The sequence below is a fragment of the Pseudomonadota bacterium genome, from assembly GCA_039818985.1.
GTDB lineage: Bacteria > Pseudomonadota > Alphaproteobacteria > Sphingomonadales > Sphingomonadaceae > Alterisphingorhabdus.
Window position 1 is genome coordinate 2,401,654 of the sequence record JBCBSU010000001.1, and the last position, 26,459, is coordinate 2,428,112.

Annotated in this window: 28 protein-coding genes; 13 read left to right on the forward strand and 15 right to left on the reverse strand. The window is 59.7% G+C overall.

Going from position 1 to position 26,459, the window contains the following annotated elements; all coding sequences use genetic code 11:
• Positions 1-10 precede the first annotated feature (10 nt).
• The 6 genes from typA to coaBC form a co-directional block, all read right to left on the reverse strand.
• The gene (gene typA, locus AAFX04_11420; protein MEO1046039.1) at positions 11-1,855 is read right to left on the reverse strand and encodes a translational GTPase TypA; all 1,845 of its coding nucleotides are present in this window, start codon (positions 1,853-1,855) and stop codon (positions 11-13) included.
• A 112-nt stretch (positions 1,856-1,967) separates the two neighbouring features.
• A complete protein-coding gene (locus tag AAFX04_11425; protein ID MEO1046040.1) occupies positions 1,968-2,813 on the reverse strand; it encodes a hypothetical protein in 846 nt (281 codons plus the stop codon).
• A gap of 71 nt (positions 2,814-2,884) precedes the next feature.
• The gene (locus tag AAFX04_11430) at positions 2,885-3,826 is read right to left on the reverse strand and encodes a tetratricopeptide repeat protein (protein MEO1046041.1); all 942 of its coding nucleotides are present in this window, start codon (positions 3,824-3,826) and stop codon (positions 2,885-2,887) included.
• 71 nt (positions 3,827-3,897) lie between these two features.
• On the reverse strand, positions 3,898-4,335 hold the full coding sequence (dut, locus tag AAFX04_11435) for a dUTP diphosphatase (GenBank protein ID MEO1046042.1): 438 nt from the start codon (positions 4,333-4,335) through the stop codon (positions 3,898-3,900).
• Positions 4,328-5,128: an alpha/beta fold hydrolase gene (locus AAFX04_11440; protein MEO1046043.1), complete on the reverse strand. Its 801-nt coding sequence runs from the start codon at positions 5,126-5,128 to the stop codon at positions 4,328-4,330. The genes dut and AAFX04_11440 overlap by 8 nt, the downstream gene beginning before the upstream one ends.
• A complete protein-coding gene (coaBC, locus tag AAFX04_11445; GenBank protein ID MEO1046044.1) occupies positions 5,125-6,384 on the reverse strand; it encodes a bifunctional phosphopantothenoylcysteine decarboxylase/phosphopantothenate--cysteine ligase CoaBC in 1,260 nt (419 codons plus the stop codon). The genes AAFX04_11440 and coaBC overlap by 4 nt, the downstream gene beginning before the upstream one ends.
• A 137-nt stretch (positions 6,385-6,521) precedes the next feature.
• Here coaBC and AAFX04_11450 point away from each other — a divergent pair, with 137 nt between their 5' ends.
• On the forward strand, positions 6,522-7,508 hold the full coding sequence (locus AAFX04_11450; protein ID MEO1046045.1) for a hypothetical protein: 987 nt from the start codon (positions 6,522-6,524) through the stop codon (positions 7,506-7,508).
• 61 nt (positions 7,509-7,569) lie between these two features.
• Complete coding sequence (locus AAFX04_11455) at positions 7,570-7,947, forward strand: hypothetical protein (protein ID MEO1046046.1); 378 nt, start codon at positions 7,570-7,572, stop codon at positions 7,945-7,947.
• On the opposite strand, the gene ubiB is transcribed toward AAFX04_11455, so the two are convergent.
• Together ubiB and AAFX04_11465 are read right to left on the reverse strand one after the other, a co-directional pair.
• Positions 7,948-9,501, reverse strand: a complete 1,554-nt coding sequence (gene ubiB, locus AAFX04_11460) for a 2-polyprenylphenol 6-hydroxylase (protein ID MEO1046047.1) — start codon at positions 9,499-9,501, stop codon at positions 7,948-7,950.
• A gap of 18 nt (positions 9,502-9,519) precedes the next feature.
• Positions 9,520-10,263 (reverse strand): class I SAM-dependent methyltransferase, encoded by a 744-nt coding sequence (locus AAFX04_11465; protein ID MEO1046048.1) that lies wholly within the window; start codon positions 10,261-10,263, stop codon positions 9,520-9,522.
• A 69-nt stretch (positions 10,264-10,332) separates the two neighbouring features.
• Here AAFX04_11465 and mutM point away from each other — a divergent pair, with 69 nt between their 5' ends.
• Positions 10,333-11,154: a bifunctional DNA-formamidopyrimidine glycosylase/DNA-(apurinic or apyrimidinic site) lyase gene (gene mutM, locus AAFX04_11470; protein MEO1046049.1), complete on the forward strand. Its 822-nt coding sequence runs from the start codon at positions 10,333-10,335 to the stop codon at positions 11,152-11,154.
• A 110-nt stretch (positions 11,155-11,264) separates the two neighbouring features.
• Positions 11,265-11,528, forward strand: coding sequence for a 30S ribosomal protein S20 (gene rpsT, locus AAFX04_11475; GenBank protein MEO1046050.1), 264 nt, complete (start codon positions 11,265-11,267; stop codon positions 11,526-11,528).
• A 61-nt stretch (positions 11,529-11,589) separates the two neighbouring features.
• On the opposite strand, the gene AAFX04_11480 is transcribed toward rpsT, so the two are convergent.
• The gene (locus tag AAFX04_11480; GenBank protein MEO1046051.1) at positions 11,590-11,844 is read right to left on the reverse strand and encodes a hypothetical protein; all 255 of its coding nucleotides are present in this window, start codon (positions 11,842-11,844) and stop codon (positions 11,590-11,592) included.
• A gap of 423 nt (positions 11,845-12,267) precedes the next feature.
• Between AAFX04_11480 and dnaA the strand changes: the two genes are divergently transcribed.
• Genes dnaA through AAFX04_11495 form a run of 3 tightly spaced genes read left to right on the forward strand, consistent with a single transcriptional unit; the run spans position 12,268 to position 15,080 of the window.
• Positions 12,268-13,788 (forward strand): chromosomal replication initiator protein DnaA, encoded by a 1,521-nt coding sequence (gene dnaA, locus AAFX04_11485; GenBank protein MEO1046052.1) that lies wholly within the window; start codon positions 12,268-12,270, stop codon positions 13,786-13,788.
• A 52-nt stretch (positions 13,789-13,840) separates the two neighbouring features.
• On the forward strand, positions 13,841-14,626 hold the full coding sequence (locus AAFX04_11490) for a HesA/MoeB/ThiF family protein (protein ID MEO1046053.1): 786 nt from the start codon (positions 13,841-13,843) through the stop codon (positions 14,624-14,626).
• Positions 14,627-14,666: 40 nt separating this feature from the next.
• Positions 14,667-15,080 carry an MAPEG family protein gene (locus tag AAFX04_11495; GenBank protein ID MEO1046054.1) on the forward strand — a complete coding sequence of 138 codons (414 nt, stop codon included), beginning with the start codon at positions 14,667-14,669 and terminating at the stop codon, positions 15,078-15,080.
• A 5-nt stretch (positions 15,081-15,085) separates the two neighbouring features.
• Here AAFX04_11495 and AAFX04_11500 read toward each other — a convergent pair whose 3' ends face one another.
• A complete protein-coding gene (locus AAFX04_11500; GenBank protein MEO1046055.1) occupies positions 15,086-15,802 on the reverse strand; it encodes an NAD-dependent deacylase in 717 nt (238 codons plus the stop codon).
• A 127-nt stretch (positions 15,803-15,929) separates the two neighbouring features.
• Between AAFX04_11500 and dapB the strand changes: the two genes are divergently transcribed.
• Positions 15,930-16,685, forward strand: coding sequence for a 4-hydroxy-tetrahydrodipicolinate reductase (gene dapB, locus AAFX04_11505; protein MEO1046056.1), 756 nt, complete (start codon positions 15,930-15,932; stop codon positions 16,683-16,685).
• Between the two features lie 12 nt (positions 16,686-16,697).
• Here the strand turns inward: dapB and AAFX04_11510 are convergent, their stop codons facing one another.
• Positions 16,698-18,899 carry a hypothetical protein gene (locus tag AAFX04_11510; GenBank protein MEO1046057.1) on the reverse strand — a complete coding sequence of 734 codons (2,202 nt, stop codon included), beginning with the start codon at positions 18,897-18,899 and terminating at the stop codon, positions 16,698-16,700.
• A gap of 62 nt (positions 18,900-18,961) precedes the next feature.
• On the opposite strand from AAFX04_11510, the gene nth reads away from it, so the two are divergent.
• The 5 genes from nth (at position 18,962) to AAFX04_11535 (ending at position 21,578) form a co-directional block, all read left to right on the forward strand.
• Positions 18,962-19,609 (forward strand): endonuclease III, encoded by a 648-nt coding sequence (gene nth, locus AAFX04_11515; GenBank protein ID MEO1046058.1) that lies wholly within the window; start codon positions 18,962-18,964, stop codon positions 19,607-19,609.
• 182 nt (positions 19,610-19,791) lie between these two features.
• A complete protein-coding gene (locus AAFX04_11520; protein ID MEO1046059.1) occupies positions 19,792-20,175 on the forward strand; it encodes a hypothetical protein in 384 nt (127 codons plus the stop codon).
• Entirely contained in the window at positions 20,162-20,638 is a 477-nt protein-coding gene (locus AAFX04_11525) for a hypothetical protein (protein MEO1046060.1), read from the forward strand. Before AAFX04_11520 ends, AAFX04_11525 begins: the two co-directional genes overlap by 14 nt.
• Complete coding sequence (locus AAFX04_11530; GenBank protein MEO1046061.1) at positions 20,635-21,048, forward strand: hypothetical protein; 414 nt, start codon at positions 20,635-20,637, stop codon at positions 21,046-21,048. The genes AAFX04_11525 and AAFX04_11530 overlap by 4 nt, the downstream gene beginning before the upstream one ends.
• Before the next feature lie 8 nt (positions 21,049-21,056).
• On the forward strand, positions 21,057-21,578 hold the full coding sequence (locus AAFX04_11535; GenBank protein ID MEO1046062.1) for a L,D-transpeptidase family protein: 522 nt from the start codon (positions 21,057-21,059) through the stop codon (positions 21,576-21,578).
• A 2-nt stretch (positions 21,579-21,580) separates the two neighbouring features.
• Here AAFX04_11535 and AAFX04_11540 read toward each other — a convergent pair whose 3' ends face one another.
• The 4 genes from AAFX04_11540 to aroC form a co-directional block, all read right to left on the reverse strand.
• Positions 21,581-22,198, reverse strand: coding sequence for a GNAT family N-acetyltransferase (locus AAFX04_11540; protein ID MEO1046063.1), 618 nt, complete (start codon positions 22,196-22,198; stop codon positions 21,581-21,583).
• Positions 22,199-22,233: 35 nt separating this feature from the next.
• Positions 22,234-23,472 (reverse strand): dicarboxylate/amino acid:cation symporter, encoded by a 1,239-nt coding sequence (locus tag AAFX04_11545; GenBank protein MEO1046064.1) that lies wholly within the window; start codon positions 23,470-23,472, stop codon positions 22,234-22,236.
• A 92-nt stretch (positions 23,473-23,564) separates the two neighbouring features.
• Positions 23,565-25,352: an SLC13 family permease gene (locus tag AAFX04_11550; protein MEO1046065.1), complete on the reverse strand. Its 1,788-nt coding sequence runs from the start codon at positions 25,350-25,352 to the stop codon at positions 23,565-23,567.
• Positions 25,353-25,359: 7 nt separating this feature from the next.
• A complete protein-coding gene (gene aroC / locus AAFX04_11555; GenBank protein ID MEO1046066.1) occupies positions 25,360-26,448 on the reverse strand; it encodes a chorismate synthase in 1,089 nt (362 codons plus the stop codon).
• Positions 26,449-26,459 lie beyond the last annotated feature (11 nt).

Here is a 26,459-nt window from a genome sequence, read left to right on the forward strand (position 1 = left end):
ACCGGGTGCGCTATGCCGCATCCTTCTTCCGCGCCGCTTTCTTGCGCTCATGCGGGTCGAGATGGACCTTGCGCAGGCGGATCGATTTGGGGGTCACCTCGACCATCTCGTCATCGTCAATATAGGCAATCGCCTGTTCAAGGCTCATCAGCCGCGGCGGGGTCAGCCGGATCGCATCGTCCTTGCCGGTAGAGCGGAAATTGGTGAGCTGCTTCGATTTCATCGGGTTGACCTCAAGGTCTTCCGGCTTGGCATTTTCGCCGATGATCATGCCCTCATAGATCGGCACACCCGAGCCGATAAACAGCTCGCCGCGCTCTTCCAGCGCGTTGAGCGCATAGCCGACGCTCTCCCCGGTGCCGTTGGAGATGAGAACCCCATTTGGCCGCCCGGCAACGCTTCCCTTGTACGGCCCGTATTTCTCGAACAGCCGGTTCATGATGCCGGTGCCGCGGGTATCGGAAAGGAACTCGCCATGATAGCCGATCAGCCCGCGTGACGGCGCGCTGAATGTGATGCGGGTCTTGCCACCGCCCGAGGGCCGCATATCGGTCAGCTCGGCTTTGCGCAGCTGCATCTTCTCGACCACGGTGCCCGAATGCTCATCATCAACATCGATGACGACGGTCTCATAGGGCTCGGTGCGGTTGCCCACCTCATCCTCGCGGAACAGGACACGCGGACGGCTGATGCCAAGCTCAAAACCTTCGCGGCGCATTGTCTCGATCAGCACCCCAAGCTGCAATTCGCCGCGTCCGGCAACCTCGAAGCTGTCCTTGTCGGCGCTCTCGGTGATGCGGATGGCAACATTGCTCTCCGCCTCGCGCATCAGCCGGTCACGGATCATCCGGCTGGTAACCTTGTCGCCCTCGCGCCCGGCAAAGGGGCTATCATTAACGGCAAAGCGCATCGACAGCGTCGGCGGATCGATTGGCTGGGCTGCGATCGGCGTGTCGACTTCGGGCGCGGCGATGGTGTTGGCCACAGTGGCGACGGTCAGGCCCGCCAGCGAGATGATATCGCCGGCCGAAGCCGTTTCCACCGGCACCCGTTCAAGCCCGCGAAACGCCATGATCTTGGTCGCGCGCCCGGCCTCTACCTGATTGCCCTCGCGATCAAGCGCGCGGATCGGGTCGTTGATATTGAGCGTACCGGTGGCGATGCGTCCGGTGAGGATGCGCCCGACGAAATTGTCGCGGTCGAGCAAGGTCACCAAAAAGCTGAACGGCGCGTCCCTGTCGACATCGGGGGCGGGCACATGATCGATAATGGTATCGAACAGCGGTGACAGGTCGCCATCGCGCGCATCGGCATCGAGATTGGCATAGCCCGAACGACCCGAGGCGAACAGTGCCGGAAAATCGAGCTGCTCGTCATTGGCCCCGAGATTGACGAACAGGTCGAAACATTCGTCGAGCACTTCCTGCGGCCGACCATCGGGGCGATCAATCTTGTTGACCACAACAATCGGCTTGAGGCCCAGCGCCAATGCCTTGCCGGTAACGAACTTCGTTTGCGGCATTGGTCCTTCGGCGGCATCGACGAGCAGGATAACGCCATCGACCATGGAGAGGATGCGCTCGACCTCGGCGCCGAAATCGGCGTGCCCCGGCGTGTCGACAATGTTGATGCGCACCGGCTTGCCCTCACTGTCGGGGCGCTCGACGCTGGTGCATTTGGCGAGGATGGTGATGCCACGCTCTTTCTCCAGATCATTGGAGTCCATGGCGCGCTCTTCCACCCGCTGATTGTCGCGAAAGGTACCCGACTGGCGGAACAGCTGGTCGACCAGCGTGGTCTTGCCATGGTCGACATGGGCGATGATGGCGATATTGCGCAGCGAGGCGTTGGACATGGGGACAGGCCTTATCGAGAGAGTGTGCGGCCCGGCAGAATATTGCGCCCGGGCATGCTTTGGCCGCGCCTATACAGCGCCCCATGCTGCGGCGCAACAACGATGATGGCGATCAGTCGAGCGCGGCGCGCAGGCGCTCGCGATCATAGAGCGATCGGCCTTCCCTTTGCTCAAGCCGCCGGCGCAGATCCGCAAATCTCTGCCGCCATAGATAAAAGGCGACGCTGCGGCGGCCCTCTGCTGCTTCCTGCGCGGCGGCTTTCAGGGTGATGCTTGCCTGTTCTATGGAAGCGCGCATTTCGGCCAGATCATCCCCCGCGAAACGTTCATGGACAAGGCCGAGTATGTCGCGCGCGCCGGCGACCATAAGCTGGGCCTTTTCACTATCTCCGGTCTGGATGCGCAGTTCTGCCTGCGCTGCCGCCATTTCCACTAGCATCAGATCAGCAGTGAGGCCATGCTGCATTCGACTTTCAGCGGAAGTCAGATCATTGCAGGATTTCAGCGCCCGAATATATTCGGCCAGTGCCCTGAGCGTCCGGCTGTCCGGTTCGGCTCCGGCAAATTCGGTGACGATCAGGGTTTTCAGAAACGCTTCCATCTCACCCGGTTCGCTGCGCGACACCTTGCCCGGTTGCGACAGGTCGGGAATGGCAACCGGATCGAATATGCCATTGCCCCCGGCGGCGCTGAAAAAGCTGTTCGAGACATCCGCTGTTCCGGACGCACCGGAAGCGCCCGGGAAATGGAAATGGGGATTGTCGCCGCCATTGACATGACAACTGGCGCAGGACAGCCGCGCCTTGCTCGCCTGCCCGCCAAGCAGTGTCGGGTTGCGGAACAATAGTGCCCCTTCCTTTGCGAGCAGCGAAGCGCCATTGGATAGGCAGACACCGGGATCATAATTGACCGCTGCGACCATGGCATCCGCGCCACCATCGACCTTGAGCCACTGCATCGCCCGCAAGGGCAGCGTGTCGGTGGCGGCGGACAGCAGCGCCAGCGCCGCCAGTCCTGCAATAATAATGCTTAGCTGGCGGATGACCGCGCCTCGACCTCGACGATCCAGCGGCGCAGCTCATCGGCCTCGTAACAGCCGAAGCTGCACAGATCTTCCAGCTTCGCCAGATGCTGTTTTGCACCTGCCATGTCACCACGCTCCAGCTTGAGTTCGCCATAATATTCCCAGGCACCGCGATGATCGGGTGCCAGGGCCAGCGCGCGGTTATAATGATATTCCGCCGCGGCCAGCCGCTTGAGCTTGCGGTTGGCAAAGCCCTGATAGGTGACAATGTCGGGATGCGGGCCAAAGGCCAGCGCCGCCTGTTCAAGCGCTTGCAGCGCTTCGGCATAGCGCTGCTGGTTGATCAGGCCGATGGCTGCGGAATAGAGCGCATCGCCGCTGGCGGCATCGGCCAGCTGTGTCACATCCGGGCCGTAGCGGCTGACGGCAGCACCGCTCATGGCGCCCTTGATGGCGGCAATGGCTTCATCCAGCGCTGCGGCATCGCTGCAGCTTCCGGCACAGTCAGCCTTCAGAGCATTGAGGCGATCAAGCGTGGCTTCAGCATCACCATTCTTGTCGAGCCGGACATAGGTGATGCCGAGATCGCGATGCGCGATGATCATGCCCGGCGCATATCTAATCGCCTTTTCCAGACGCTTCAGCGCCTTTTTAAAATCACCGCTACGCATATAGGTGACACCCAGCATATATTGCGCATTGGCATCTTCAGGCGAGACGCGGATGACGCGCTTCAATGCTTTTTCCGCCTCGCGATAGTCCTCCGCTTCGAGCGCGGCCAGTCCCTTCTGATATTCGGCAGCGGCATCATATTGCGGCGCGCTGCGGCTTGGGCCGGAACTCGAGCCGGCAGCATGGAGCGGCGCGGAAAGCGGCATGGCCATGATCAACCCAAGAGCCAATGCGGACTTGATGGCAGTGGATATGGATGTGGCGGGTTTGGTCATGTTCAGCATAGTGTCTCTCCGGCTGTTCGCAGCAATATGTCCCCGTTTGTCGTCCAACGCCATACAGGTTCTTAGGTTCCGGTCGAGCCGAAACCACCGGCACCGCGCTCGGTCTCGTCCAGTTCGTCGACCTCGACCATCCTTGCCCGCTGCACCGGGGCGGCAACGATCTGGGCGACGCGCTCACCGCGATCGACAAGGAAATCGACCCGACCGAGATTGATCAGGATGATGCCCAGCTCGCCGCGATAATCGCTGTCGATTGTCCCCGGCGTATTGGGCACCGAAATGCCGTGTTTCAGGGCGAGGCCGGAACGCGGGCGCACCTGCACTTCATAGCCATCGGGCACGGCAATCGCGAAGCCGGTCGGCACCAGCGCGGTCGAGCCGGGCGGGATGATGACGTCCTGCGCCGCACGCACATCCATGCCGGCGGACCCCGGCGTTTCATATTGCGGCAGTGGCAGGCCCTCGCCATGGGACAAGCGTTTCAGTTTGATTTCAATCATGGTTTCCCACCAGCAATGTAAGCATCGATAAGACTTCCCAACTGTTCAGCATTTCATGGTCCTTATCCGCCAGCACGAAAAAATGTGCGGCTACACTCCGCTGTTTCAACCGATCATAATAAAGCTTCGATAAGGATGACGGTGTCACCTGGTCATCTTCCCCCACCATAATGGTGATCCGCTTGTCCTGGTTGATCCTTTCCACCATGTTGAGCGGATTGATGCTCGTAACAGGCTGATCAAATGGCGCATCAGGAGCAATGGAAAGCATGTGTTCGCGCCATTGATCCAACACACAGGGGCAGGAAACCAGCAGCGCAGAATCAACAAGCTGCGGATAAAGCGCGGCAAGATTGGCCGCAATCGCCGCACCGCCGGAATGACCAACAATAACAGCATCAGAGCCGGGATATTTTTGACGCTCTGCAGCGATGACTTCAGCAATGGCAGCGATGCGATCAGCGGTGTAATTGTCGCCGGTGGCCATGCCCTTCTTACCCGCTGACTGATTGCCAAGGCCGTCACTATAACCGGGACGAAGAATCGCAATAATACGGCTATTGGGGATTTGCTCTGCCGCTTTCCGGGCAAAGGCATAATGATAAGAAGGCGGCGCGAAGGGGGCGTCGCCATGGAGCACAAAAATCAGGGTTTTGGTATCATCCTGTTCTTCGCTGCCATAGCTTTTCGTGTAAAGCTCACTGCCTTGCGCCGCGTCATCCGAAGCATAAGCCAGCGATGAAAGACAGAGAAAAAGCACCGCCAAGAGCCAGCGCGCACCGACATATATCATAGACTTGCAGCAATCCTTTCGACAAGCAGGCGCGCAACCTGATCCTTGGGTAATGTGTCGAGACTTTCTACGCCGTCACTGCGAACGATATGGACGCTATTCGACATACCGCCCATAACATCCCCCGAAACGTCATTGGCGATGATCCAGTCACAGCCCTTGCGCGCCAGCTTGGCCTGGGCATGGGCGATGACATTTTCGGTCTCGGCAGCAAAACCTATAAGCAGGCCGGGGCGCTGATCATGGCCGGCGAGACCAGCAAGAATATCCGGGTTCTCGGCCAGCGGCAGTGGCTCTGGAGCACCGCCCTTTTTCTTGATCTTCTGTTCAGCCTGATCCGCAGCGCGCCAGTCAGCAACAGCAGCGACCATGATCGCAATGTCCGCTGGCAATGCCTGTTCCACTGCCGCCTGCATCTGGCGCGCGGTTTCGATATTGATGCGGGTGACGCCCTGTGGCGTCTCCAGCGTCACCGGCCCGGCGACCAATGTTACCTGCGCACCGGCCTCGGCGGCGGCGGCGGCAAGGGCAAAACCCTGCCGCCCGGAGGAGCGATTGGCGATATAGCGCACCGGATCAATCGGCTCATGCGTAGGCCCGGCGGTGACCAGCACATGCCGACCATGCAGCGGGCGGTGGGCCGTGGCGGCAAAGGCGGGTTGATCGGTCAGAGGACTGGACGTGTTCCCGGCAAATGGTTTTGTGAGGGCTTTCCCGATCTCCCCCATCACAAATTCCGGCTCGGGCAATCTTCCTGCACCATATTCGCCGCAGGCCATCGCGCCTTCATCCGGATCAAGCACCGTCACCCCATCCGCGCGCAATTGCGCCACATTGCGCTGGGTCGCAGCGTGGTGCCACATGCGGACATTCATCGCCGGGACCGCCATCACCGGCGTATCGGTGGCGAGCAGCACTGTGGTGGCCAGACTGTCGGAGATACCCGCCGCCATCTTGGCCATCAGGTCCGCCGTGGCCGGGCACACAACAATTAGATCGGCCTCGCGGCTGAGCTGGATATGCCCCATCTCGGTTTCGTTTTTGAGATCCCAGAGCGTGGTGAACACTTCATTCTCGCTCAGCGCTGCCAGCGTCATCGGGGTGATAAAATGCGCTCCACCCTCGGTCAGAACACAGCGCACCGTCATGCCCGCCTTGCGGATCAGCCGGATCAGCTCGCACGCCTTATAAGCGGCGATGCCACCGCCGATAATCAGCAATATATGTTGCGACCGGGAAGCAGAATCTTCTGTCATGTCCCGTATCTGGCACCACCTTGCATGGCTGTCTATCCATCTTTGCCGAAGCGAAAGCCGGGTAAACGGCGCTTTCATGCTATACAGGCGATGTAAATTGCGGGTTTATGGCGAGTCTCACAGGGGAGGAGCAGATCATGACCACATATGGAGGGATCAAAAACGGGCTGAGTGTTGCAGGACTGGCGGTGCTGGCCAGTCTCATTCTGTCAGGCTGTGACGCACCGCAACGGTCGCCATCCGAAGAAACGGTGCTGGCATCCCCGTCGAACGACTTTGATGACGACTACCCCGCTGATGCCGATGAAGCCGCGGGCGACGCCGCCGAAGGCGATGCCGAGGAAGGCGACGAAGGTGGGGAAAGCGGGTCCGAAGAGGGGGCAGAAGACGACCAGCCTGGGACTCCTGTCGCCTATAGCCTCAGAATGGGCGAAATCTATTGCGATGTCGTGCGCCGACGCACCACGCGCGAGCAATGCGAACAATATCGCGAGGAAAAGGCGGCGCTGGCCAATGGCGTTGCCGCGTTCGACCCGCCGCGTAACATGGTCAAGGGACAACCCACCGATGTCCGTCTGGCGATCGGTCCCGAAGATCAGCGCGATGCGGTGATCGGTCAGGCACTGGGCGATGCCGATACCGCAGTGGCCCCCATTGCCATCGGCGCCAAGGTGCGCATCCGGCTGATCGGCAATGCCTTTGCCATCGACCCGACGGAACCGATTGAAAAGGCCATGGGCGGGGCATCCTTCGGCGTCTGGTCATGGCAGGTGACGCCACAGCGCGAAGGCGAGCATCCGCTCTCGGCTCAGATCGACATATTGTCCGAGACCGGAACCGTGCTCGAGCGCTATCCCAGCAACCTGGTCAAGGTGACGATCACCATTTCCGAAGAGGAACAGCGCCGCCGCAAGCGCGAGCGCACCGTCGAGGACCTCGACTGGTACACCCAGCTGTTCAAGCTGCTCGAGGACTTCTGGTGGGCGGTGGTGGCCTTCATCGTCGCGGTCATCGGTGGTATCTGGCAAATTCGCCGCGCGACATCGGGCGAGACACCCGAACCCGGGGATGAAGGCGAGGACGACAGCGGCGAAGGCGATGAAGACAATCAGGACCAGCCATGACGCTGCGTCCTTGGCAGCACGGCAGGCACACTATAGGCTGATACAAAATCCGGGGGTGTTCATGTCAGCCATTATGCGCGGCCTTATCGGTCTGCTCAGCCTGTTATATCTGTTTCTCGCGGGGTCTTTCCTGCTGAACCCGGTCGAGTCCGGTGCGGATTTCGCCCTGAGCCCGATCGGGGCCCAGGGTCTGGCCAGCCTGCGCGCCGATTTTACTGCCTATTTTCTGGTTACTGGCGGCACGATGCTCTGGGGCGCCGTGACCAACCGTCCAATGCTCTACTGGGTCGCGATTGCAATCCTCGGTATCACTTTTTGCGGTCGCGCTTTCAGCCTTGTTGTCGACGGTGCCGGGATCGCGCCCTATCCACCGATGGCAGTCGAAGCGATGACAGTGGTGTTGCTGCTGATCGGACTACGGGTGCAGCGGCAGACATAATCAGCCGAACCACCACATCGCTGTGGCTCCGGCGCCGCCGGCGATCATCGCAATCAACGCATAACGCCACAGGCTGCCGCGACCGGGATCGCCACGCTGCTCCCAGATCAGCGGGATATCGGGCACAGGCGGTGGTTCTGGCGCGCCGCCCTTGGCAGGGAATTTCTCCTCGATCCGGCGGATCAGGTCGGGCAGCCGCATCAGCGTTGACAGGTCGGTGTTGATACGATCGGCAATCGCCGATTCCGGACCCAGCTCATCGCGTATCCATGAACGGACATAGGGACCGGATGTGTCCCACATATTGATTTCCGGGTCGAGTGCCGTCGCCACGCCCTCGACCATCACCATCGTCTTTTGCAGCAGCAACAGATGCGGCTGGGTCTGCATGTCGAAATCACGGGTGATAGCGAACAGCCCGTCAAGCATCTGCCCGACGCTGAGTTCATTCACCGGCTTGCCGCGCATCGGCTCGCCCACCGCACGCAGCGCCGTCGCGAATTCGTCGACATTGTGATAATCGGGGACATATTTCGCCTCGAAATGAATCTCGGCAACGCGCTTGTAATTGCCCGTGGTCAGACCATAGAGAATCTCCGCAAGCCAATAGCGCGCCTGGCGATTGATGCGGCCCATGATACCGAAATCGATGGCAACAATGGTGCCATCGGCTTTCACGAACAAATTCCCCTGATGCATGTCAGCGTGGAAGAAGCCCGAGGCGATGGCCTGTTTGAGAAAGGCCAGCACCAGCCGCTTGGCCAGAGCCGGCAGGTCATGACCGGCGGCGCGCAGTTCATCGACGCGCGATATCTTGATGCCGTCCACCCATTCGAGCGTCATCACCGTGCCGCAGGTACGGTCCCAGTCAATCTCGGGAATGGTATAGCCCGGCTCCGCTTCCATCGCCGCCGCCAGTTCCGAGGCGCTGGCCGCCTCGCGCCGCAAATCGAGCTCGGTATTGGTCCAGCGCTTGAAATTGGCAATCACCAGTTCGGGACGCAGCCGCGCCGCCTCACCGCCCATGGCACCGACATGCGCGGCGGCCCATTCATAGGTGGCGATATCCTGCGCAAATTTGCGCCGCACGCCAGGGCGCAGCACCTTGATCGCGACATCGCGGCCATCGATGGTGACCGCGCGATGCACCTGCGCAACCGACGCAGCCCCTACAGGTTCCGGGTCAACATGGCTGAAAAATTCGTCGAGCGGGCCATCAAGCCCGGCCTCTATCTCGCAAACAATCTCGTCATAGGCGACCGGCGGCAGCTTGTCCTGCAACTCCTGTAAATTGCGCGCGGCCTCTTCGCCGACCAGATCGGGCCGGGTCGCCAAGGTCTGCCCCAGCTTGATCGCTGCCGGACCGATGGCGCGAAAGGCCCCGGCATAATCGGGCGTCCTGGGCTGGATGGTGCCGAAACGGGCGATGCGGCACAGACGCTTGACCGGTGCCGGCGTGGTCGGCGATTCCTCCAGCCCGCGCAGCGCGCCATGCCGTGCCAATATGCGCCCCCATTTCAGCAGGCGAAGAATATGCGTTGTCGGGCGGGTCATCGGTAATCCGGCGCTGCGTTAAATCTTCCAGCCGCTATGGATAGCAACAGCACCGCCCATAATCGGTTCTACACGCGTCTGCGAGAAGCCCGCCTCTTGGATCATGGCCTCAAATTCGGGCATGGTTGGGAAACGACGAATGGACTCCACTAAATAGCGATAGCTATCTTCATCATTGGCAATCAATTTACCCAATTTCGGCATGATATTATGCGAGTAAAGATCATAAATCTCACTGAAACCCGGCCATTGTGTGGTTGAAAATTCGAGGCAGAAAAAACGACCACCATAGCGCAAGACCCGATGGGCTTCTTTCAATGCCCGATCGATATGGGTGACGTTCCGAATACCAAGGGCGATGGTATAGGCATCAAAACTGTTATCGGGAAAGGCCAGATCTTCAGCATCCTGACGTGACCAGACCAGCGAATCCTCACCACGTTTGACCGCCCGTTCCAACCCGACATCAAGCATCTCCTGGTTGATATCCGCAACCGTCACGCGTGCGCCCGATCTGGCCAGCCGAAATGCAACATCGCCCGTGCCGCCGGCCATATCCAATATGTCTTCATCGGCTTGTGGCTTGACCCGGCGTACAAGCTGATTCTTCCATAGCCTGTGCGTGCCGCCAGACATCGCATCATTCATGATGTCATATTTGTCTGCAACACCGGAAAAGATGGCACCTACACGGCCCTCCTTCTCGCTGGCATCAATATCCTGATAGCCAAAGGAAACGGTCTCTCGATCAGTCTGTGTCATCCGCTCCATGTAGAGGCTGTTGCCTGCAATAAAAAGCCTGTTAAGGCGAAATAATGAGAGCGGTCCTTTATGCCTGAATTACCTGAAGTCGAAACCACCGTGCGCGGCCTTGCAGCTGTGCTGGATGGCGTGCGTCTGACCAGCGTGATACCACGCCGCGCCGATCTGCGTCACCCAATCCCTGCAGATTTGCGCCAGCGAATGACCGGCGCAACGGTGACCGGGCTTTCGCGCCGCGCCAAATATGGCCTTATCGACACCGACCGCGGCGATACCATGATCTTTCATCTCGGCATGTCCGGACGCTGGCGCATCGATCCCGAAACACCCGACAAACATGACCATTTGCTGCTTGAGACCGATAGCGGGCACCAATTGGCGCTGAATGATCCACGCCGCTTCGGCTCGGTCGATCTGGTGACTACAGAAACACTGGGCGACTTTCCCGCCTTCGCCAAAATGGGGCCCGAACCCTTGAGCGACAACTTTGACGGCGCGTATCTGGCTGCCGCCTTTTCCGGACGGATGCGGCCGGTCAAGGCGCTGCTGCTCGATCAGCATGTGGTCGCCGGTCTGGGCAATATCTATGTCTGCGAGGCGCTCAATATCGCGTGCATATCGCCCAATCGCAAAGGCGCCTTTATCGGGCGGCAGCGAATCAACGCGCTGGTGGACGCGATCAAGCTGGTGCTGGAAAAGGCGATAGCCGATGGCGGCTCCACCTTGCGCGATTATGCCAGGCCCGATGGCGAGCTCGGCTATTTCTCGACCCAATGGCGTGCTTATGGTCGTGAGGGTGAACCGTGCCCCTGCGGACGCCCCGGCGTCACCATAAGGCGCATCGTTCAGTCGGGCCGCTCCACCTTTTATTGCCCGCATTGCCAACGATAAAGTCGGCGTTAAGTGTTGACGAATCTCCATGCTCCGGCTAAGCGCCGCACTTTCGCGGAACGGGCGATGACCCAGTTGCCGCCGTTTCACGCAGATTGATCGAGGAATTTATGGCCAACACGCCACAGGCACGCAAGCGTATCCGCCGCAACAATCGCCGCGCGGCAATCAACACCAACCGGATGAGCCGGATTCGCACTTACATCAAGGCGGTCGAGACTGCCGTTGAAGCCGGCGACAAGGAACAGGCCGTTGCGGCTCTCAAGACCGTGCAGCCGGAAATCGCTCGCGGCGTCGCCCGTGGCGTGCTGCACAAGAATACGGCAGCGCGCAAGTTCTCGCGCCTGACCAAAAGGGTCGCTGCACTGAGCTGATCCCTGCAGCACCTGTCGGTACTACAGGTTCGAGGCACGGTGTAATCACGCCGTGCCTTTTTCATTGGGTAACCAACGCCTCGTGACCGGAAAATATGACCGCCGCCAAGGCCAGCAAATAGGCTAGCGGATCATCGTGATCGAAGTTGCGATCCGATAGCGTGTCACGTGACCATGCCGTGAGGTAAATCCACTTTGACATTTTCGTGACGACTTTGTCATATTTTGCGCACGCCATGTGACGGCCAAGCCTAGCTTTTCTCGCGATTCGCACCTGCTTGTTTAGGGCATGCGAAAAAAAGAACAATAAAATCATTACCTTGAATAGCTAATGGTGGTTTTTCCATATCTTAGGTCGAGTCAATATTCATTATTTCAGTTTTTTTACCGCGCCACCCTTGCTCGACTCGCCGACCGCTGTTTAGTGTCACAAATGAAGCGGCGGACATCGACCTTTCCGTCACTTCCGCACTACATAATGCATACACTATGGAGAGCGGCTTGTCCGCACTCCTGAGGTATCTTTTGCCTGCGCGAGGGGCCTTTGCGCGCATAAGCAGGGCAAGCTGTTTTCAGCTTATAAACCTGCGGCGTCACAATGGCGTATGGCAAAGCCGTGTCTGCCGAAAGTGGGTGCTGCGGATATATCCCGTCGGGCAATTGGCACTGCCAATGAGAAGGGGGACATATATCCGCCGTTTGAAAGTGGGAAGAGCAAGCGGAAAGGATATACAGTCTGATGGGCACAGCGGCACAAGACAGGGGCGAAATGGCGGACGTGATGGTGACCGAAAACGGCACCGCACAGAAACGCAATTCCAGCCGCGCCGAAACTTCCCAAAGCGATACAGGCCAGACCGACTCCGCGCAGAATGAAGTCTGCAGCCAGGAGCTGCTCGCCGACTGGCAGGATATCAGCGCCGGACTGCGCAAGGATATTGGTGCCCAGCAGCACAGCCAGTGGATTCGCCCGATTACACCGGGACGGTTCTGCGCCAAGACTGGTACGCTTGAATTGTGTCTGCCTTCGGAATTTTCCGCCAATTGGGTCAATGACCGCTTTGCCGACCGGCTGAGCCTGGCATGGAAGATCGCGCGCCCCGATGTGCGCCATGTCAAGATCATCGCCCAGCCCGGTCTCGACCGCATGCAGCGTGTCCGCACCGCTCAGGGAGAACCACCGGTCGAAGCGATCCCGCAGGAATTTGCGGTCACTGCCGACTCGAGCGAGATCGGCGCCTCGGGCATTGACGGCAACATGACCTTCGCCAACTTCATCGTCGGCGAGAACAACATATTGGCGCGCAATGCCGGGGAGCGCATGGCGGCGCGCGACAAGCCGCAATTCAGCCCGCTCTACATCAAGGCGCAGACTGGCCAGGGCAAAACCCATTTGATGCACGCCATTGCCAATCTGTTCGCCGAGAACATGCCCGGTGCCCGCATCTATTATTGCTCGGCAGAAAAATTCATGATCGAATTCGTCTCGGCGATGCGGCGCAACGAGGTGATGGAGTTCAAGAACCGGCTGCGCAGCTTCGACATGCTGCTGGTCGACGACATCCAGTTCATCATCGGCAAGAATTCGACCCAGGAGGAGTTCCTCCACACCATCGACGCGCTGATGACCGCAGGCAAAAGGCTGGTCTTCGCCTCCGACCGTGCACCCCAGGCACTGGATGGCGTTGACCAGAGACTGTTGTCGCGCCTCTCCATGGGGCTGGTCGCCGATATCGCTCCTGCCGGTGTCGAATTGCGGCGCAAAATCCTCGAGCATCGCATTGCCGGCATGGAGCCGCCGCCGTTGACCGAGGAGGTGATCGATTTCCTTGCCCGCACCATCAGCCGCAACCTGCGCGAGCTGGTCGGCGCAATGAACAAGCTGATCGCCTATACCCAGCTTACCGGCCAACCCATGTCGCTCAGCGTCGCCGAAAGCCAGCTCACCGATATTCTCAGCGCCAATCGCCGCCGGGTCACCATTGACGAGATTCAGCGCACCGTGTGCCAGTTCTACAAGCTCGACCGCAGCGAAATGGCGTCCAAGCGCCGCGCCCGCGCCGTGGTGCGTCCGCGCCAGGTAGCGATGTATCTCGCCAAGGTTCTGACGCCGCGCTCCTATCCTGAAATCGGTCGCAAGTTCGGCGGCCGCGATCACAGCACCGTCATCCATGCGGTGCGACTGATCGAGGATTTGCGCACCCGCGACAGCGATATGGACGGCGATGTCCGCAGCCTGTTGCAGCAGCTGGAAAGCTGATCACATCACAGGCAGGTTCGCATAGCGCGTCTCCTTCACCTATATAGCGCGCATGAGAGAACTGACCGATACCGAGCTCGATCGCTATCAGCGCCAGATCATCCTGCCCGATATAGGCGGGCGCGGGCAGACGCTGCTCGCCAATGCCCATGTGCTGGTCATCGGTGCCGGCGGTATTGGCTGCCCGGCACTGGCCTATCTCGCGGCCGGTGGCATCGGCCGGATCACCATCTATGACGATGATGTTGTCGAGGACAGCAATTTGCAGCGGCAGATCCTCTTCGGCGATTCCGACATTGGCATGCCCAAGGCCGAATGTGCAGCAAAACACCTGCAGCAATTGCACCCTGAAACAAAAATTATTCATTATAATAAAAAGTTTACCGCGCAGCATGGATGGAACGAGAAAAAACTTCCTGATGTTCTGATCGATGGCACGGACAGCTTTGCCAGCAGGCTTTCGATCAATGACTGGGCGGTTGCCAGCCGGGTGCCGCTGGTCTCTGCGGCGATCGGCCAGTTTCAGGGCCAGCTCGGCGTGTTTCGCGGTTATTTGCCCGATCAGCCCTGTTATCGCTGCTTTGTCGGCGACGCTTTTGACAGCGATGATTGCGACACCTGTGCCGAAAATGGCGTGCTCGGCGCGATGGTCGGGATGATCGGCTGCATGGCGGCGGTGGAGGCGGTGCGGGTGATTACCGGCTTCGGCACGCGCCCGGCGAACAGCCTGCAGGTCGTCGATGGCCGCACCATGGCGATGCGCAGCATCACCCTGCATCCCGACCCGGACTGCCGGACTTGTGGTCAGCCTTGCGACGCCAACGAAAATACCGGATAGTCCGGTGCGATCATCACTTTCGAGAAAGGGGGCGTCCGATATGACCTTACCCGTAACCGCACTCACCGCCGCGATCCTGGCGATCATGATATTGGCCACCGCCATCTCCACCGTGCGCCAGCGCTTCAAGGCCGGCACCCCCTTTGGCGATGGCAAGGTCGAAGAATTGGTAAAGGCGATGCGCGCTCATGGCAATCTGGTCGAACATGCGCCGATGGCGGTGATCATGATCGCCCTTCTCGAAATGGTGCCCGCCAATCACTGGATATTGACCGGCATCGCGGTGCTGTTCCTCGCCTCGCGCGCGGCGCACATTGTCGGCATCCACCAGCAGACCGAACCGAGCAAGCCGCCGCTCGGTCGCAGCCTCGGCGTGATCGGCACCTGGCTGACTTATGCGCTGCTGATCCTGTGGATTTTCTGGAAGATTATCAGCGTCGAATTCGGGCTGTAACAGTCTCAACCGCCCAGCATCTCCTCAACCCATAAGGGCACCAGCACGCCCGCTGGACCGCGACGGCTTTCGTCGAACAGATGCGAGCCTTCCGACTCTTCGAGATTAAGCTCGAGCGTCCTGGCTCCATAAGCGCGCGCCATCTGGACAAAACCGGCAGCAGGATAAACCGCGCCCGATGTGCCGATGGAGACAAACAGATCGGCACGGGCCAGCGCGCCTTCTATCGTCTCCATATGATAGGGCATCTCGCCAAACCAGACGATATCCGGGCGCAGCGCGGGCGCGCCGCAAGCCGGACAGGCCGGCTGGTCGATCAGCGGCCCCGCCCACGCGCTGCGCGCATCGCAGGCAAGGCACCAGGCACTTTTCAGCAACCCGTGCATATGCAGCAACCGCCCGCCCCCGGCCGGATCGACGCCGCCGCGCTCGTGCAGGTCATCGACATTCTGCGTCACCAGCAGCAATTCACCCGACCATTCACGATCGAGCCGCGCCAGCGCCTGATGCGCCGCATTGGGTTCGACCGTGACCAGCTTCGCGCGCCGTTCATCATAGAAGCGCTGCACCATGACGGGATTGCGGGCAAAGGCCTCGGGCGTCGCGACATCCTCGACCCGGTGCCCTTCCCACAGACCATCGGGCCCGCGAAAGGTCGCCACACCGCTTTCGGCGCTGATCCCGGCACCGGTGAGGATCACGATATTGTTGATGGCACGCATTCCATGCTCCGTTCGTCCTGAGCCTGTCGAAGGACTGTTCTCTTTTGACAAGCCTGGAAAAAAGCGCAAGGCAGGGCTTCGACAAGCTCAGCCCGAACGGTTATGGGGCTGAGAAAAGGGCAAAGCTATGACCAATATTCGTATCGGCATTATCGGCAGCAAGGGGCGGATGGGCGAGGCATTGAAGGTCGCCATTGCCGAAGCCGCTTATGGCTATGCCGGCGGTGTCGATGCCGGTGATGGCAATGATACATTGGCGGCGCTGGCCGAGGCCTCTGACGTGCTGATCGATTTTTCCGCGCCACAAGCGCTCGAGGCCAGTCTCGATGCCGCGCGCGCCGCGGCGACGCCGATGGTGATCGGCACCACCGGACTGGAGGAGCGGCATCACTGGCTGATCGACAGCGCCAGCGAAGAGATTGCGGTGCTGCAAACCGGCAATACCTCGCTCGGCGTCACCCTGCTCGCCTGGCTGGTGCGCGAAGCAGCGGCACGGCTGGGCGAGGACTGGGATATCGAGATTGCCGAGATGCACCACCGCCACAAGGTTGACGCCCCCTCGGGCACCGCGCTGCTGCTCGGCGAAGCGGCGGCAGACGGACGCGGAGCGGACCTCGCCGATATCAGCGACCGCGGCCGGGCCAGAGGTTTTGGGGGCATCACCCGCGCACGCAAGCCGGGCGATATCGGCCTTGTCTCGCTGCGCGGCGGCTCGGTCGCGGGCGAGCATCAGGTCCTGTTCGCCACCGAGCATGAGCGGCTGGAACTCACCCACCGCGCCGAAAACCGCGCGCTGTTTGCGCGCGGTGCGTTAAGGGCGGCAGAATGGCTGATGGAACGGCCAGCAGGGCGCTATGCGATGACGGATGTGCTGGGGTTGTGATATGGGAGCAGCCTAGGCACAGCCAATATCGACAAGCGCTTTCTGAAATTCCGGATCGTCGCGGATGGTGTCGAAATCTTTGTCTGCAGCGATATGTGCGCAACCGGGAAAATTAACACCATTTTCCTTGCTATGGCGCAGCCACTTGGCCGCCTCACGGGCGTCTTTTTGCATCCCGGCAATACAGGCAAGATTGTAACTCCCAACTCCTTGCACGATGTCATTCGCTTGCAAACATAGATTTCTCGCTTCGACCAACAAATCAGCGCGGTCATCACCTTTTTTTTGGTGCGCCTGGTAGATGAGAGCATTGCTCCAGTTGTTCAGCGCCTCGTACTTGTCCGGCTTGATCTTCAGCGCGGTGGCATATTTCGCATAAGCCTCGGTCCAGAGACGATCTGCCTCGTCACCCTCCTTAAGCCTAGCGTGCGCAGCAAGGGAAGCACCCCAATTGTTAAGAGCTTCATGAAGATCTGGCTTGATCTTCAGCACAGCAGCATATTTTGCACAGGCTTCCTCCCAGAGACGATCCGCTTCTTCACCCTCTTTGACCTGAGCCTGAGCAGCGAGCGTAGATCCCCAGTTGAATAGCACTTCGGGCTTGTCCGGCTTGATCTTCAGCGCGGTGGCATATCTCTCACAGGCTTCGACACGAAGACTTTCCGCCTCGTCACCGTCCTTCACACGCGCTTGGGCAGAAAGGGCAAGAGCCCAGTTAAGCCACGCCTCATGCTTATCTGGTTCGATCTGCAATGCAGCAGTATATTTTTTATACGCCTCGTCCCAAAAGCGATCTGCTTCATCAGCATTCTTCACAGGCGCCTGGGTAGCAAATGCAAGGCCCCAGTTATTCAGTGCTTTGTGAAGGTCCGGCTTGATCTCTAGAGCATTAGCATATTTTGTACGCGCTTCTTCCCACAGATGATCAGCCTCTTCACCCTCCTTGGTCCTTGCTTTAGCAGCAAGCGCAAGGCCCCAGTTATTTAGTGCCTCGTGAAGGTCCGGTTTGATCTCAAGGGAAGTGGCATATTTGGCATAGGCTTCGGCCCAGAGACTATCAGCTTCATCGTCCTTAGCCCGCGCCTGTGCATCAAGCGCGGTGCCCCAATTGAACAGCGTTTCATGCTTATTCGGTTTGATCTTTAACGCAGCAGCATATTTCCCATAGGCATCAGTCCAGAGGCGATCAGCTTCATTACCCGCTTTGGCCCTCTTTGCCTGCTCAGAAAGCGTGTTACCCCAGTTATTTAACGCTTCACTATTGTCGGGTGTAATCTCCAGTGCAGTGACATATTTCTTACAGGCTTCATCCAGAAGGCGGTCAGCTTCACCGCGGTCCTTGATCCGTGCTTGGGCAGTAAGCGCGTACCCCCAGTTGTTCAGCGCTGCTGATCGATAAGCGGTCGATGCATTAGGACATTGTTCGAGAAACTGCTGATAATAGGCGGCAGCCTGGTCGTGGTTTTCAAGCTTGCTGCTAGCATAAGCTTTGGCAAAAAGAGCGGAAGTTCGATCATCCAGATTTTTATGGTGCAGGAAGGCCATACCCTGCGCGAGCCGCAAATATTCGTTCCAATCGCCGTTCTTTTCCGCCAGATCATATAGCATGAGCCGGAAATCATCAGCGGACCATTGTGCTTCGGGCTTATCCTTCAACAACGTAATCGCGTCTGTCAGTTCCTGTTTTTCTTCCTCGCTGTCCTCTTCATCAGCACCGGTGCCGGGCGGCGCATCAATTTTTGCCTGAAGCTCAGCACTCAACTGAATAACTTGCTGATGCGTATCTTCAATCTCACCAAGCAGTTTGCGCGCTTTTTCACCAAACTCCAGAACCTGCAATCGTGCAGCCTTGGCGGCCTCCTCACCTGCAGTCTCGGCAGCAATTTGCGCCTGCTCAGCGGACCTATCTGCTGCCTTGTATGTAAAGAATCCTGCGACGATAGCGATCACGGCAATCACCAACCCGTAGAGGCCAATCCATTTTTCCAACCGGCTGTTGGCGGCTTCTTTGAGTTCCCCCTTCGCGGTTTCTATCGCCGCCTTGAGTTGCTGCTCGCGACGCTTTTCCTCGGACTCGCGGAGCTTTTCCTGCAACTCCGTGATCTGCTGTTCGCTGTTTGCGGTCTGCTCATTCTGCGGCTGCGCAGCGGCAGGCACCGCCATGACAAGCACGACTGCCAGTATCGCCATCACCAGGCCATAAGCAAAACGCATGAAATTTGCCCCGCGCAAAAAGAGAATTGCCTAAATACCGTATCGCTGCAAAAGTCGATAGTATGAAAAAATCCGATATCTTCGAGTTTTACCGGCGCCTTGCCGAGGGTAATCCCGAGCCCGAGACCGAACTTAATTTTGGCAATGATTATCAGCTGCTGGTGGCGGTGACGCTGTCGGCGCAGTCGACCGATGTCGGGGTCAACAAGGCGACGAAAGCGCTGTTCGAGCAGGTGACGACGCCCGAGCAGATGGTGGCGCTGGGGCTGGACGGGCTGAAACAGCATATCAAGACCATTGGCCTGTATAACAACAAGGCAAAGAACGTCATCGCGCTGTCCGAGGCGCTGATCCGCGATCATGGCGGCCAGGTGCCCGATGATCGCGAGGCGCTGGTGGCACTGCCGGGCGTCGGGCGCAAGACCGCCAATGTGGTGATGAACTGTGCCTTTGGTGCCGAGACCTTCGCCGTCGACACCCATATTTTTCGCGTCGGCAATCGCACCGGGCTGGCGCCGGGCAAGACGGTGCTGGCGGTCGAGAAGAAGCTCGACAAGGGCACGCCCAAGCCCTTCCGCGTCGGCGCGCATCACTGGCTGATCCTGCATGGCCGCTATATCTGCAAGGCGCGGACGCCCGAATGCTGGCGCTGCCCGGTCGATGATTTGTGCCGCTTCAAAAAGAAGACACCCGACCCCAAAGCGGCTTGAAACGCCCGCTGGACCGACAAGCAGTCCAGCCATCATGACATAGATTTCATCTATGGTTCAGCACGACTCCTAAAGACTGCATCATTCACGCTTATCTGCTATAAGGACAATCAACCGGGAGACGGAATATGGTATCTCGTTCGCATGCATTTCCGGCAATGTTGCTGGCAGCAACCGCATCCATGGCTCTGACCGGCTGCGCCAATGGCGGCGACAGCAACAGCGCCCGGGCACAGAGCAAGGCACCCGCGGCCACACCGATCGGCAACCCGCGCACCTGCATCCCGATCCAGCGCATCAAGCGCACCGTGGTGCATGATGACTATACCATCGATTTCGTGCTCAATGGCGGCAAGACCTATCGCAACACGCTGAGCGCGCGCTGTGGCGGTCTGGAATATGAAAAGGCGTTTACCTACAGCACTTCGCTGACCCAGCTGTGCCGCGCCGATATCATCACCGTCATCGCCAATTTCGGCCCCGGCATCCAGCCGCGCGGCAGTTGCGGGCTGAACGACTTTCAGCAGATCGAACCGATAGAAGAGGAGAAGGATGAAGACAGCTAGACAAATCATCTCCGCTGCGGTGCTGGTATTTGGCGGCATCGGCACCATTGCCCAGGCCATGCCCGAAAATGGCGACGCTATCGCCATACAGGGTGAGGCCGCGTCGACAGAGACGAATGCGGACAACACGCACAGCGATGGCATCGTCGTTACCGGTGATACACGCTGGGGCGCGAGGGATATTGCCCGGGGCTGTCTGTGGCTGCGCCATATCCGTCGTCACGAAGTCACCGATGATGGCCAACTCGACTTCATCTACAAGCGCAACCAGCCGGTGCGCACCCATTTCACCAGACATTGCGAAGGCCTGACCAAGCGCAGCATAGTTGCCTATGGCATCGGACCGCGGCGCCTGTGTGTCGGCAATGTTGTCGGCGTCGGCACCCGCTTCTTCTCGACCGATCTTTGCCAGATCAGCGGCTTCAGCTTTGCCGAAGATCTCGAACCAGAGGATGAAGGATGAAACACCCGCTGACTTTTGCTGTTGTCGCAATCTCGATGTTCGGTGCCGCCGGTCTCGCACTGGCCGCGCCCATGGACCAGGATTCGGGCGAGGATGACGAGACGGATAGCCCGGCAGAAACGGCAGATGCGCCCGATCCCGATATGCTGTGTCTGTGGGTGCGACAGATCCGCGATCACCGTGTGCCCGAACCGGGGCAGCTGGAGTTTCGCATCAAGGCCAACAGTTTCGTCAAGGTGCATTTCCAGCAGGAATGCGGTTCGCTGACCCGGCGCAGCCTGCTCTCCTATCGTTCGGTCGGCAGCCAGCTGTGCCGCAATGACCGCATCGCGGTGCTGCGCTCGCTCGGCACCTCATCGGTGCTTGACGACCAATGCTTTGTCGCCGGTTTCAGTGCGGTAGAGAAATAGCCGCGGCTATGCGGCTATGGGTGCTGGCGGCCGCCCTGCTCATGGCGGGATGCGAAACGGCATCCGAACCCGCAGATTCATTCGGCGGTGCTGCCGCGATTGCACAGGGGTTGCAGGCGGATAGAATTCTGATCGACAAAAGCGAACGCACGCTTTTGCTGTACAGCGACGGTGTTGTGATCGCGCGCTATGGCAATATCCGTTTCGGCGCATCGCCAAAAGGGCATAAACGCTTTGAAGGCGATGAACGCACCCCCGAGGGTCGCTACACCATCGACCGGCGCAACCCGGACAGCATTGCCCACCTTTCGCTCGGCATTTCCTATCCCAATGCCAAAGACCGCGCCTATGCCGAAGAACACGGAAAATCACCGGGCGGCAACATCTTTATCCATGGCCAGATGAACGGCTGGAAAGGCCCGGCCCTGCCATATGACTGGACCGATGGCTGTGTTGCGGTGAGCAATAGCGAAATGGATGAACTGTGGCAGCTGGTGCCAATGGGTACGGATGTTGAGATACGCCCGTAATTTCACACTGGCTGTCGCGGCGCGCGCCACATCGCTTCCAATGGCGGACCGCCCTCGCCACAGGCAAAAATCTCGCGCCGCTCAAAACCATGGGCGGCGTAAAAGCCGTGATTGGCCGGGTTGGAGTTTTCCAGATAGCAGGCCATGCCTTCACGGTCACACGCCGCCAGCACCGGGGCCAGCAGTGCTTTGCCCAGTCCCTTGCCCCGCGCCGCCTTTCGGGCGGCGATGGTGAACAGATAAAGATGCGGCTCATGCGGGTGATGCCGGTCCATGATCTCACCGGCCGCCATGGCGCGGCGAAGTGCCCCCTTGCTGCCATGGCGCAACTGGCCGGCAGCGAGCAGCAGCATTACCCAAAAGGGTCCACCGCCCGGCGGCCCGGCGCGACAGTCCATCCACATCGTAGCACCGTCTTCTCCGGCAAGATGGCAGATGCCACCGGGCGCATAGACATGCCGCGCCAGCACCCGGAACGCCGAGCGAATGGCGCGCGGATTGCCGAAAATCCAGCGGCTGACCGGGTCCTCGGCAAAGGCGTCAGCGGTGATATCGGCTAGCCGCCGCCATTCACCGGGGCGGGCCTGTGACAGCGAATCGGGAAGCGTGATATCGAGCATGATGCAGCGATTATAGCGGCACCGGCGCGACCGACTCAAACGTCATCGGCGCTGATCATTTCTTCGGTGTCGATCTCGCCGGTCATCGCCGCCACCGTGGTCGCCACTGCGGCATCGCCCGAGACATTGGTGGTGGTGCGCATCATGTCCATGATCCGGTCGACACCGGCGACGAGACCGATAGTTTCCAACGGCACATTGACCGCGCCAAAGACCAGCGACATCATGATCAGCCCGGCCCCGGGAATGCCCGCTGCGCCGACTGCACCGAGTGTGCCCAGTATCGATATCAGGAAATAGTCACCCCAGCTCAGATCGACACCGAAAACCTGTGCCCCGAACAAAGTAGCGAGGCCGAGATACATGGCGGTGCCATTCATGTTGACCGTCGCGCCCAGCGACACGACAAAGCTCGACACGCTGGTCGAGACGCCCAGATTGCGCTGGGTACAGCGCAGCGTTACCGGCAACGTGGCGTTGGACGATGCGGTCGAATAGCTGACGGCAATGGCATCGACGATGCCGCGGAAAAAATCCACCACCGGCAGTTTGGCGAGCAGCTTGATCATCAGCGAATACATGCCGAATATGATGATCAGGCAGCCGAGATAGTTGAGCCCGACCAGCTTGGCCAGCGCCAGCAGCGCATCGGTGCCGAGCGTCCCGGCAACCCAGGCCATCAGCGCGAAAACGCCGAATGGCGTCAGTTCCATCACCACGATGGTCACTTTCTGCATGATCACCGCGCCGCTGTCGAAGATGCGCTGCACCGGTTCGCCCTCTTCTTTGGCCATCAATATACCGATGCCGACCAGAAGCGCGAAAACGATCAGCGGCAGCACATTGACATCGGCCATCACCTGTACCGGGCTTTCGGGTACGATGGAGAGGATCATGTCGGTAGCGCTGGTTTCCTTGGCCTCGGGTGTCTCACCTTTGGGGATGCCGCTGGTGTCGAGGCCGATGCCGGGCTTGATGAAAGTGCCGAGCGCGAGGCCGAGCCATACTGCAATCTGACCGGTGACCACGAACAGCAGCAGTGCCCGTCCACCGACGCTGCCCAGCTTGCGCAGATCGCCGATTGCAGCGACACCGGAGACCAGCGAGAAGAAGATCAGCGGCACCACCAGCATCTTGATCGACTTGATGAAGAAATCGCCGATCCATTTCACCGCAACCGCATCGGGGCCCCAGAAAACACCTGCCCCGACGCCTAGTATCAGTGCAGCGATGACCCGCTGCCACAAAGGAATGGCGAACCAGAAACGCAGCATGAAATCCCCTATATTTATTGCAGCAAAACCGCTTTGTAGCCGGATCGTGCAGCGCAGCAAGGGCTGTTACACAATTGCAACGGCGGCGCGGCTCACATCATGAAGAAGGATATCGCAAAGCAGGTCGATATGCCGACGCCAAAGGTGAGCGGAATGCCAGCGGTGAAAAAGTCGGTGAAGCGGTAGTTGCCGGCGGCATAGACCAGCGTATTGGTCTGATAGCCAATCGGGGTGGCGAAGCTCGCCGATGCGGCGAACATGACCGCGATCACCAGCGGTCGCGGATCGATCCCCAGCTGTCCTGCCAGGCTGATCACAATCGGGGTGACAATAATCGCCACCGCATTGTTGGTGATGATCTCGGTCATTACCACCGAAAACAGATAGACCGCAAAGATGATCGCCACCGGTGGCACATCATGGAGGAACGGGGTCAGTACCTCGACCAGCAGCGCGACACTGCCGGCACGTTCCAGCCCGACCCCAACGCCCAGCATGGCGAAGATCAGCACCAGCACATTGCCGTCAATCGAGCTCCAGGCCTCTTCGGCATCGATGCAGCGCGCCAGCAATATCGCGCCGACACCGAGTATCGCGGCCACCGCTATGGTCAGCACATTGAGCGCCGCCAGCAGCACCACCAGAACCAGCGCGGTGATGGCTATCGGCGCGCGGTCACGGCGAAACGCACGGGTCGTGGTCTGGACAATGCCGAACAGATTGGGGTTTTCGTACATCCGCTTGATATCTTCTTTCGACCCGGTGACCAGCAGCCGGTCCGCAGCATGGATGCGGGTATTGGGCAGGTCCGAACGCGGCAGCGCGCGATAGCGGCTCAACCCCAATATCCGCACATTGAGCTGGCTGAGAAACGGAATGTCGTAAAGCCGGTTGCCAATGGCCGGGTGCCCCGGCGCCACCGTCGCCTCGACCAGTGTCTCGCCCATCGGCCCGACATCACCCTTGCGCACAATGCCGACCTTGTAATCGTCAGACTCGCGCAGTGACAGCAGCTCCTCCAGATCGAGTCGGACGACGATACGGTCGCCGGCACCGAGCATCTCGTCCTCAAGCTTGTGGCGGATGGTAACCCCGTCACGCTTGATTGCGGTCGCGGTGATCCGCGCGCGCTTGGCTATCGGCAATTGTCCGAACCGCTTGTCAATGGCCTCGCTGCGGTTGCGCACCGTCAACTCGGTGAAGAATTGCGATTCGTCGCTGGGGGCAAGATCGGCATCTCCGCCCGGCAGCAGCCAGCTACTGAACAGCAGCAACACGATGACGCCGACAATTGCGGCGATCAGGCCGAAGGGCGTGATTTCGAAGATACCGAAAGGCTCCAGTCCGGCGTCGCGCGCCACCGCGTCGACGATCAGGTTGGTCGAGGTGCCGATCAGCGTCGTAGTGCCGCCCAATATGCAGATGAATGACAGCGGGATCAGCAGCTTCTTGGGCGAATAGCCGGTTTCCTGCCCCAACTTCATGATGATCGGGATCATCACCAGCACCACCGGCGTGTTGTTCATAAAGGCCGAGGCGACAAAGGCACCAAGGAACATCTCGCCTACCGCCAGCTTGGGGTGCTTGCGCGCCCGCTGGATGATCATGTCAGCCACCGCATCGATGGTGCCGGTCCGGAGCAGTGCACCGGAGAGAATGAACATCGCGCCGATGGTAATCGGGGCGGTGTTGGAGAATACCGAGAATAGCCCGTCGCTGTCGATGATACCGAGAAACAGGAAGGAACAGGCGCCCAATATGGCTACGACCGCCGCCGGGAAGCGTTCGAGCACGAAGCCGATAAACATCAGCGCCAGGATGACAAGGCCGATCTGGGCCGACCATTGATCGATGATGGCGCGTATGGCTTCGAGGATCATGGCGCGCCTATCCGTTTTGGCCGTTTTGGCCGCACTGACCGCGATGCAGCAGCTTCTGGTCAGCCAGCACAAGCGCCATCATCGCTTCGACCACCGGGGTGCCGCGAATTCCGACGCACGGATCATGGCGGCCCCTGGTGACGATCTGGGTCGCCTGGCCATCGCGGGTGACGGTATCGACCGGGGTCAGGATGGAACTGGTCGGCTTGAACGCGACGCGGCACACCAGCGGCTGGCCGGTGGTGATGCCACCGGCAGTACCACCGGCATGATTGGCGGTGAATAGTGGCTGGCCATTTTCACCCGGCCGCATCGGATCCGCATTCTCCTCGCCCGACAGCCGCGCTGCGGCAAAGCCATCACCGATTTCGACGCCCTTGGTGGCGTTGATGCTCATCATGGCCGCTGCCAGTTCGCTGTCCATCTTGGCATAGACCGGCGCGCCCCACCCCGCAGGCACACCAGTGGCGACGCATTCGACCACCGCACCGAGCGAGCTGCCTGCCTTGCGCGCGCTATCGACCTTTTCGGCCCAGCGCTGCACCGCTGAAGCATCGGGGCAGAAAAACGGGTTCCGGGCGATCTGTGCCACATCGAAATTGTCGCGATCAATGGCATCGCCCCCCAGCTCACAGACAAAGGCGGCAAGGCTGACCTCGGGGATGATCTTGCGCGCCACCGCTCCGGCAGCGACACGGGCTGCTGTTTCACGCGCACTCGAACGCCCGCCGCCGCGATAATCGCGAAAACCATATTTGGCGTCATAGCTGTAGTCAGCATGACCCGGCCGGTATTTCTGGGCGATCTCGCTATAGTCTTTCGACCTCTGGTCGGTGTTTTCGATCATCAGGCTGATCGGCGTGCCGGTGGTCTTTCCCTCGAACACGCCCGAAAGGATGCGCACTGCATCCGCCTCGCGCCGCTGGGTAGTGAAGCGCGATGTGCCGGGCTTGCGCGCATCCATGAACGGCTGGATATCGTCCTCGGTAAGCGTCAGCCCCGGCGGGCAGCCATCGATAATGGCACCCAGCGCCGGACCATGGCTTTCACCCCAGGTCGAAAAACGCAATATCCGGCCAAATGTGTTGAAGCTCATGCAACCCCCAT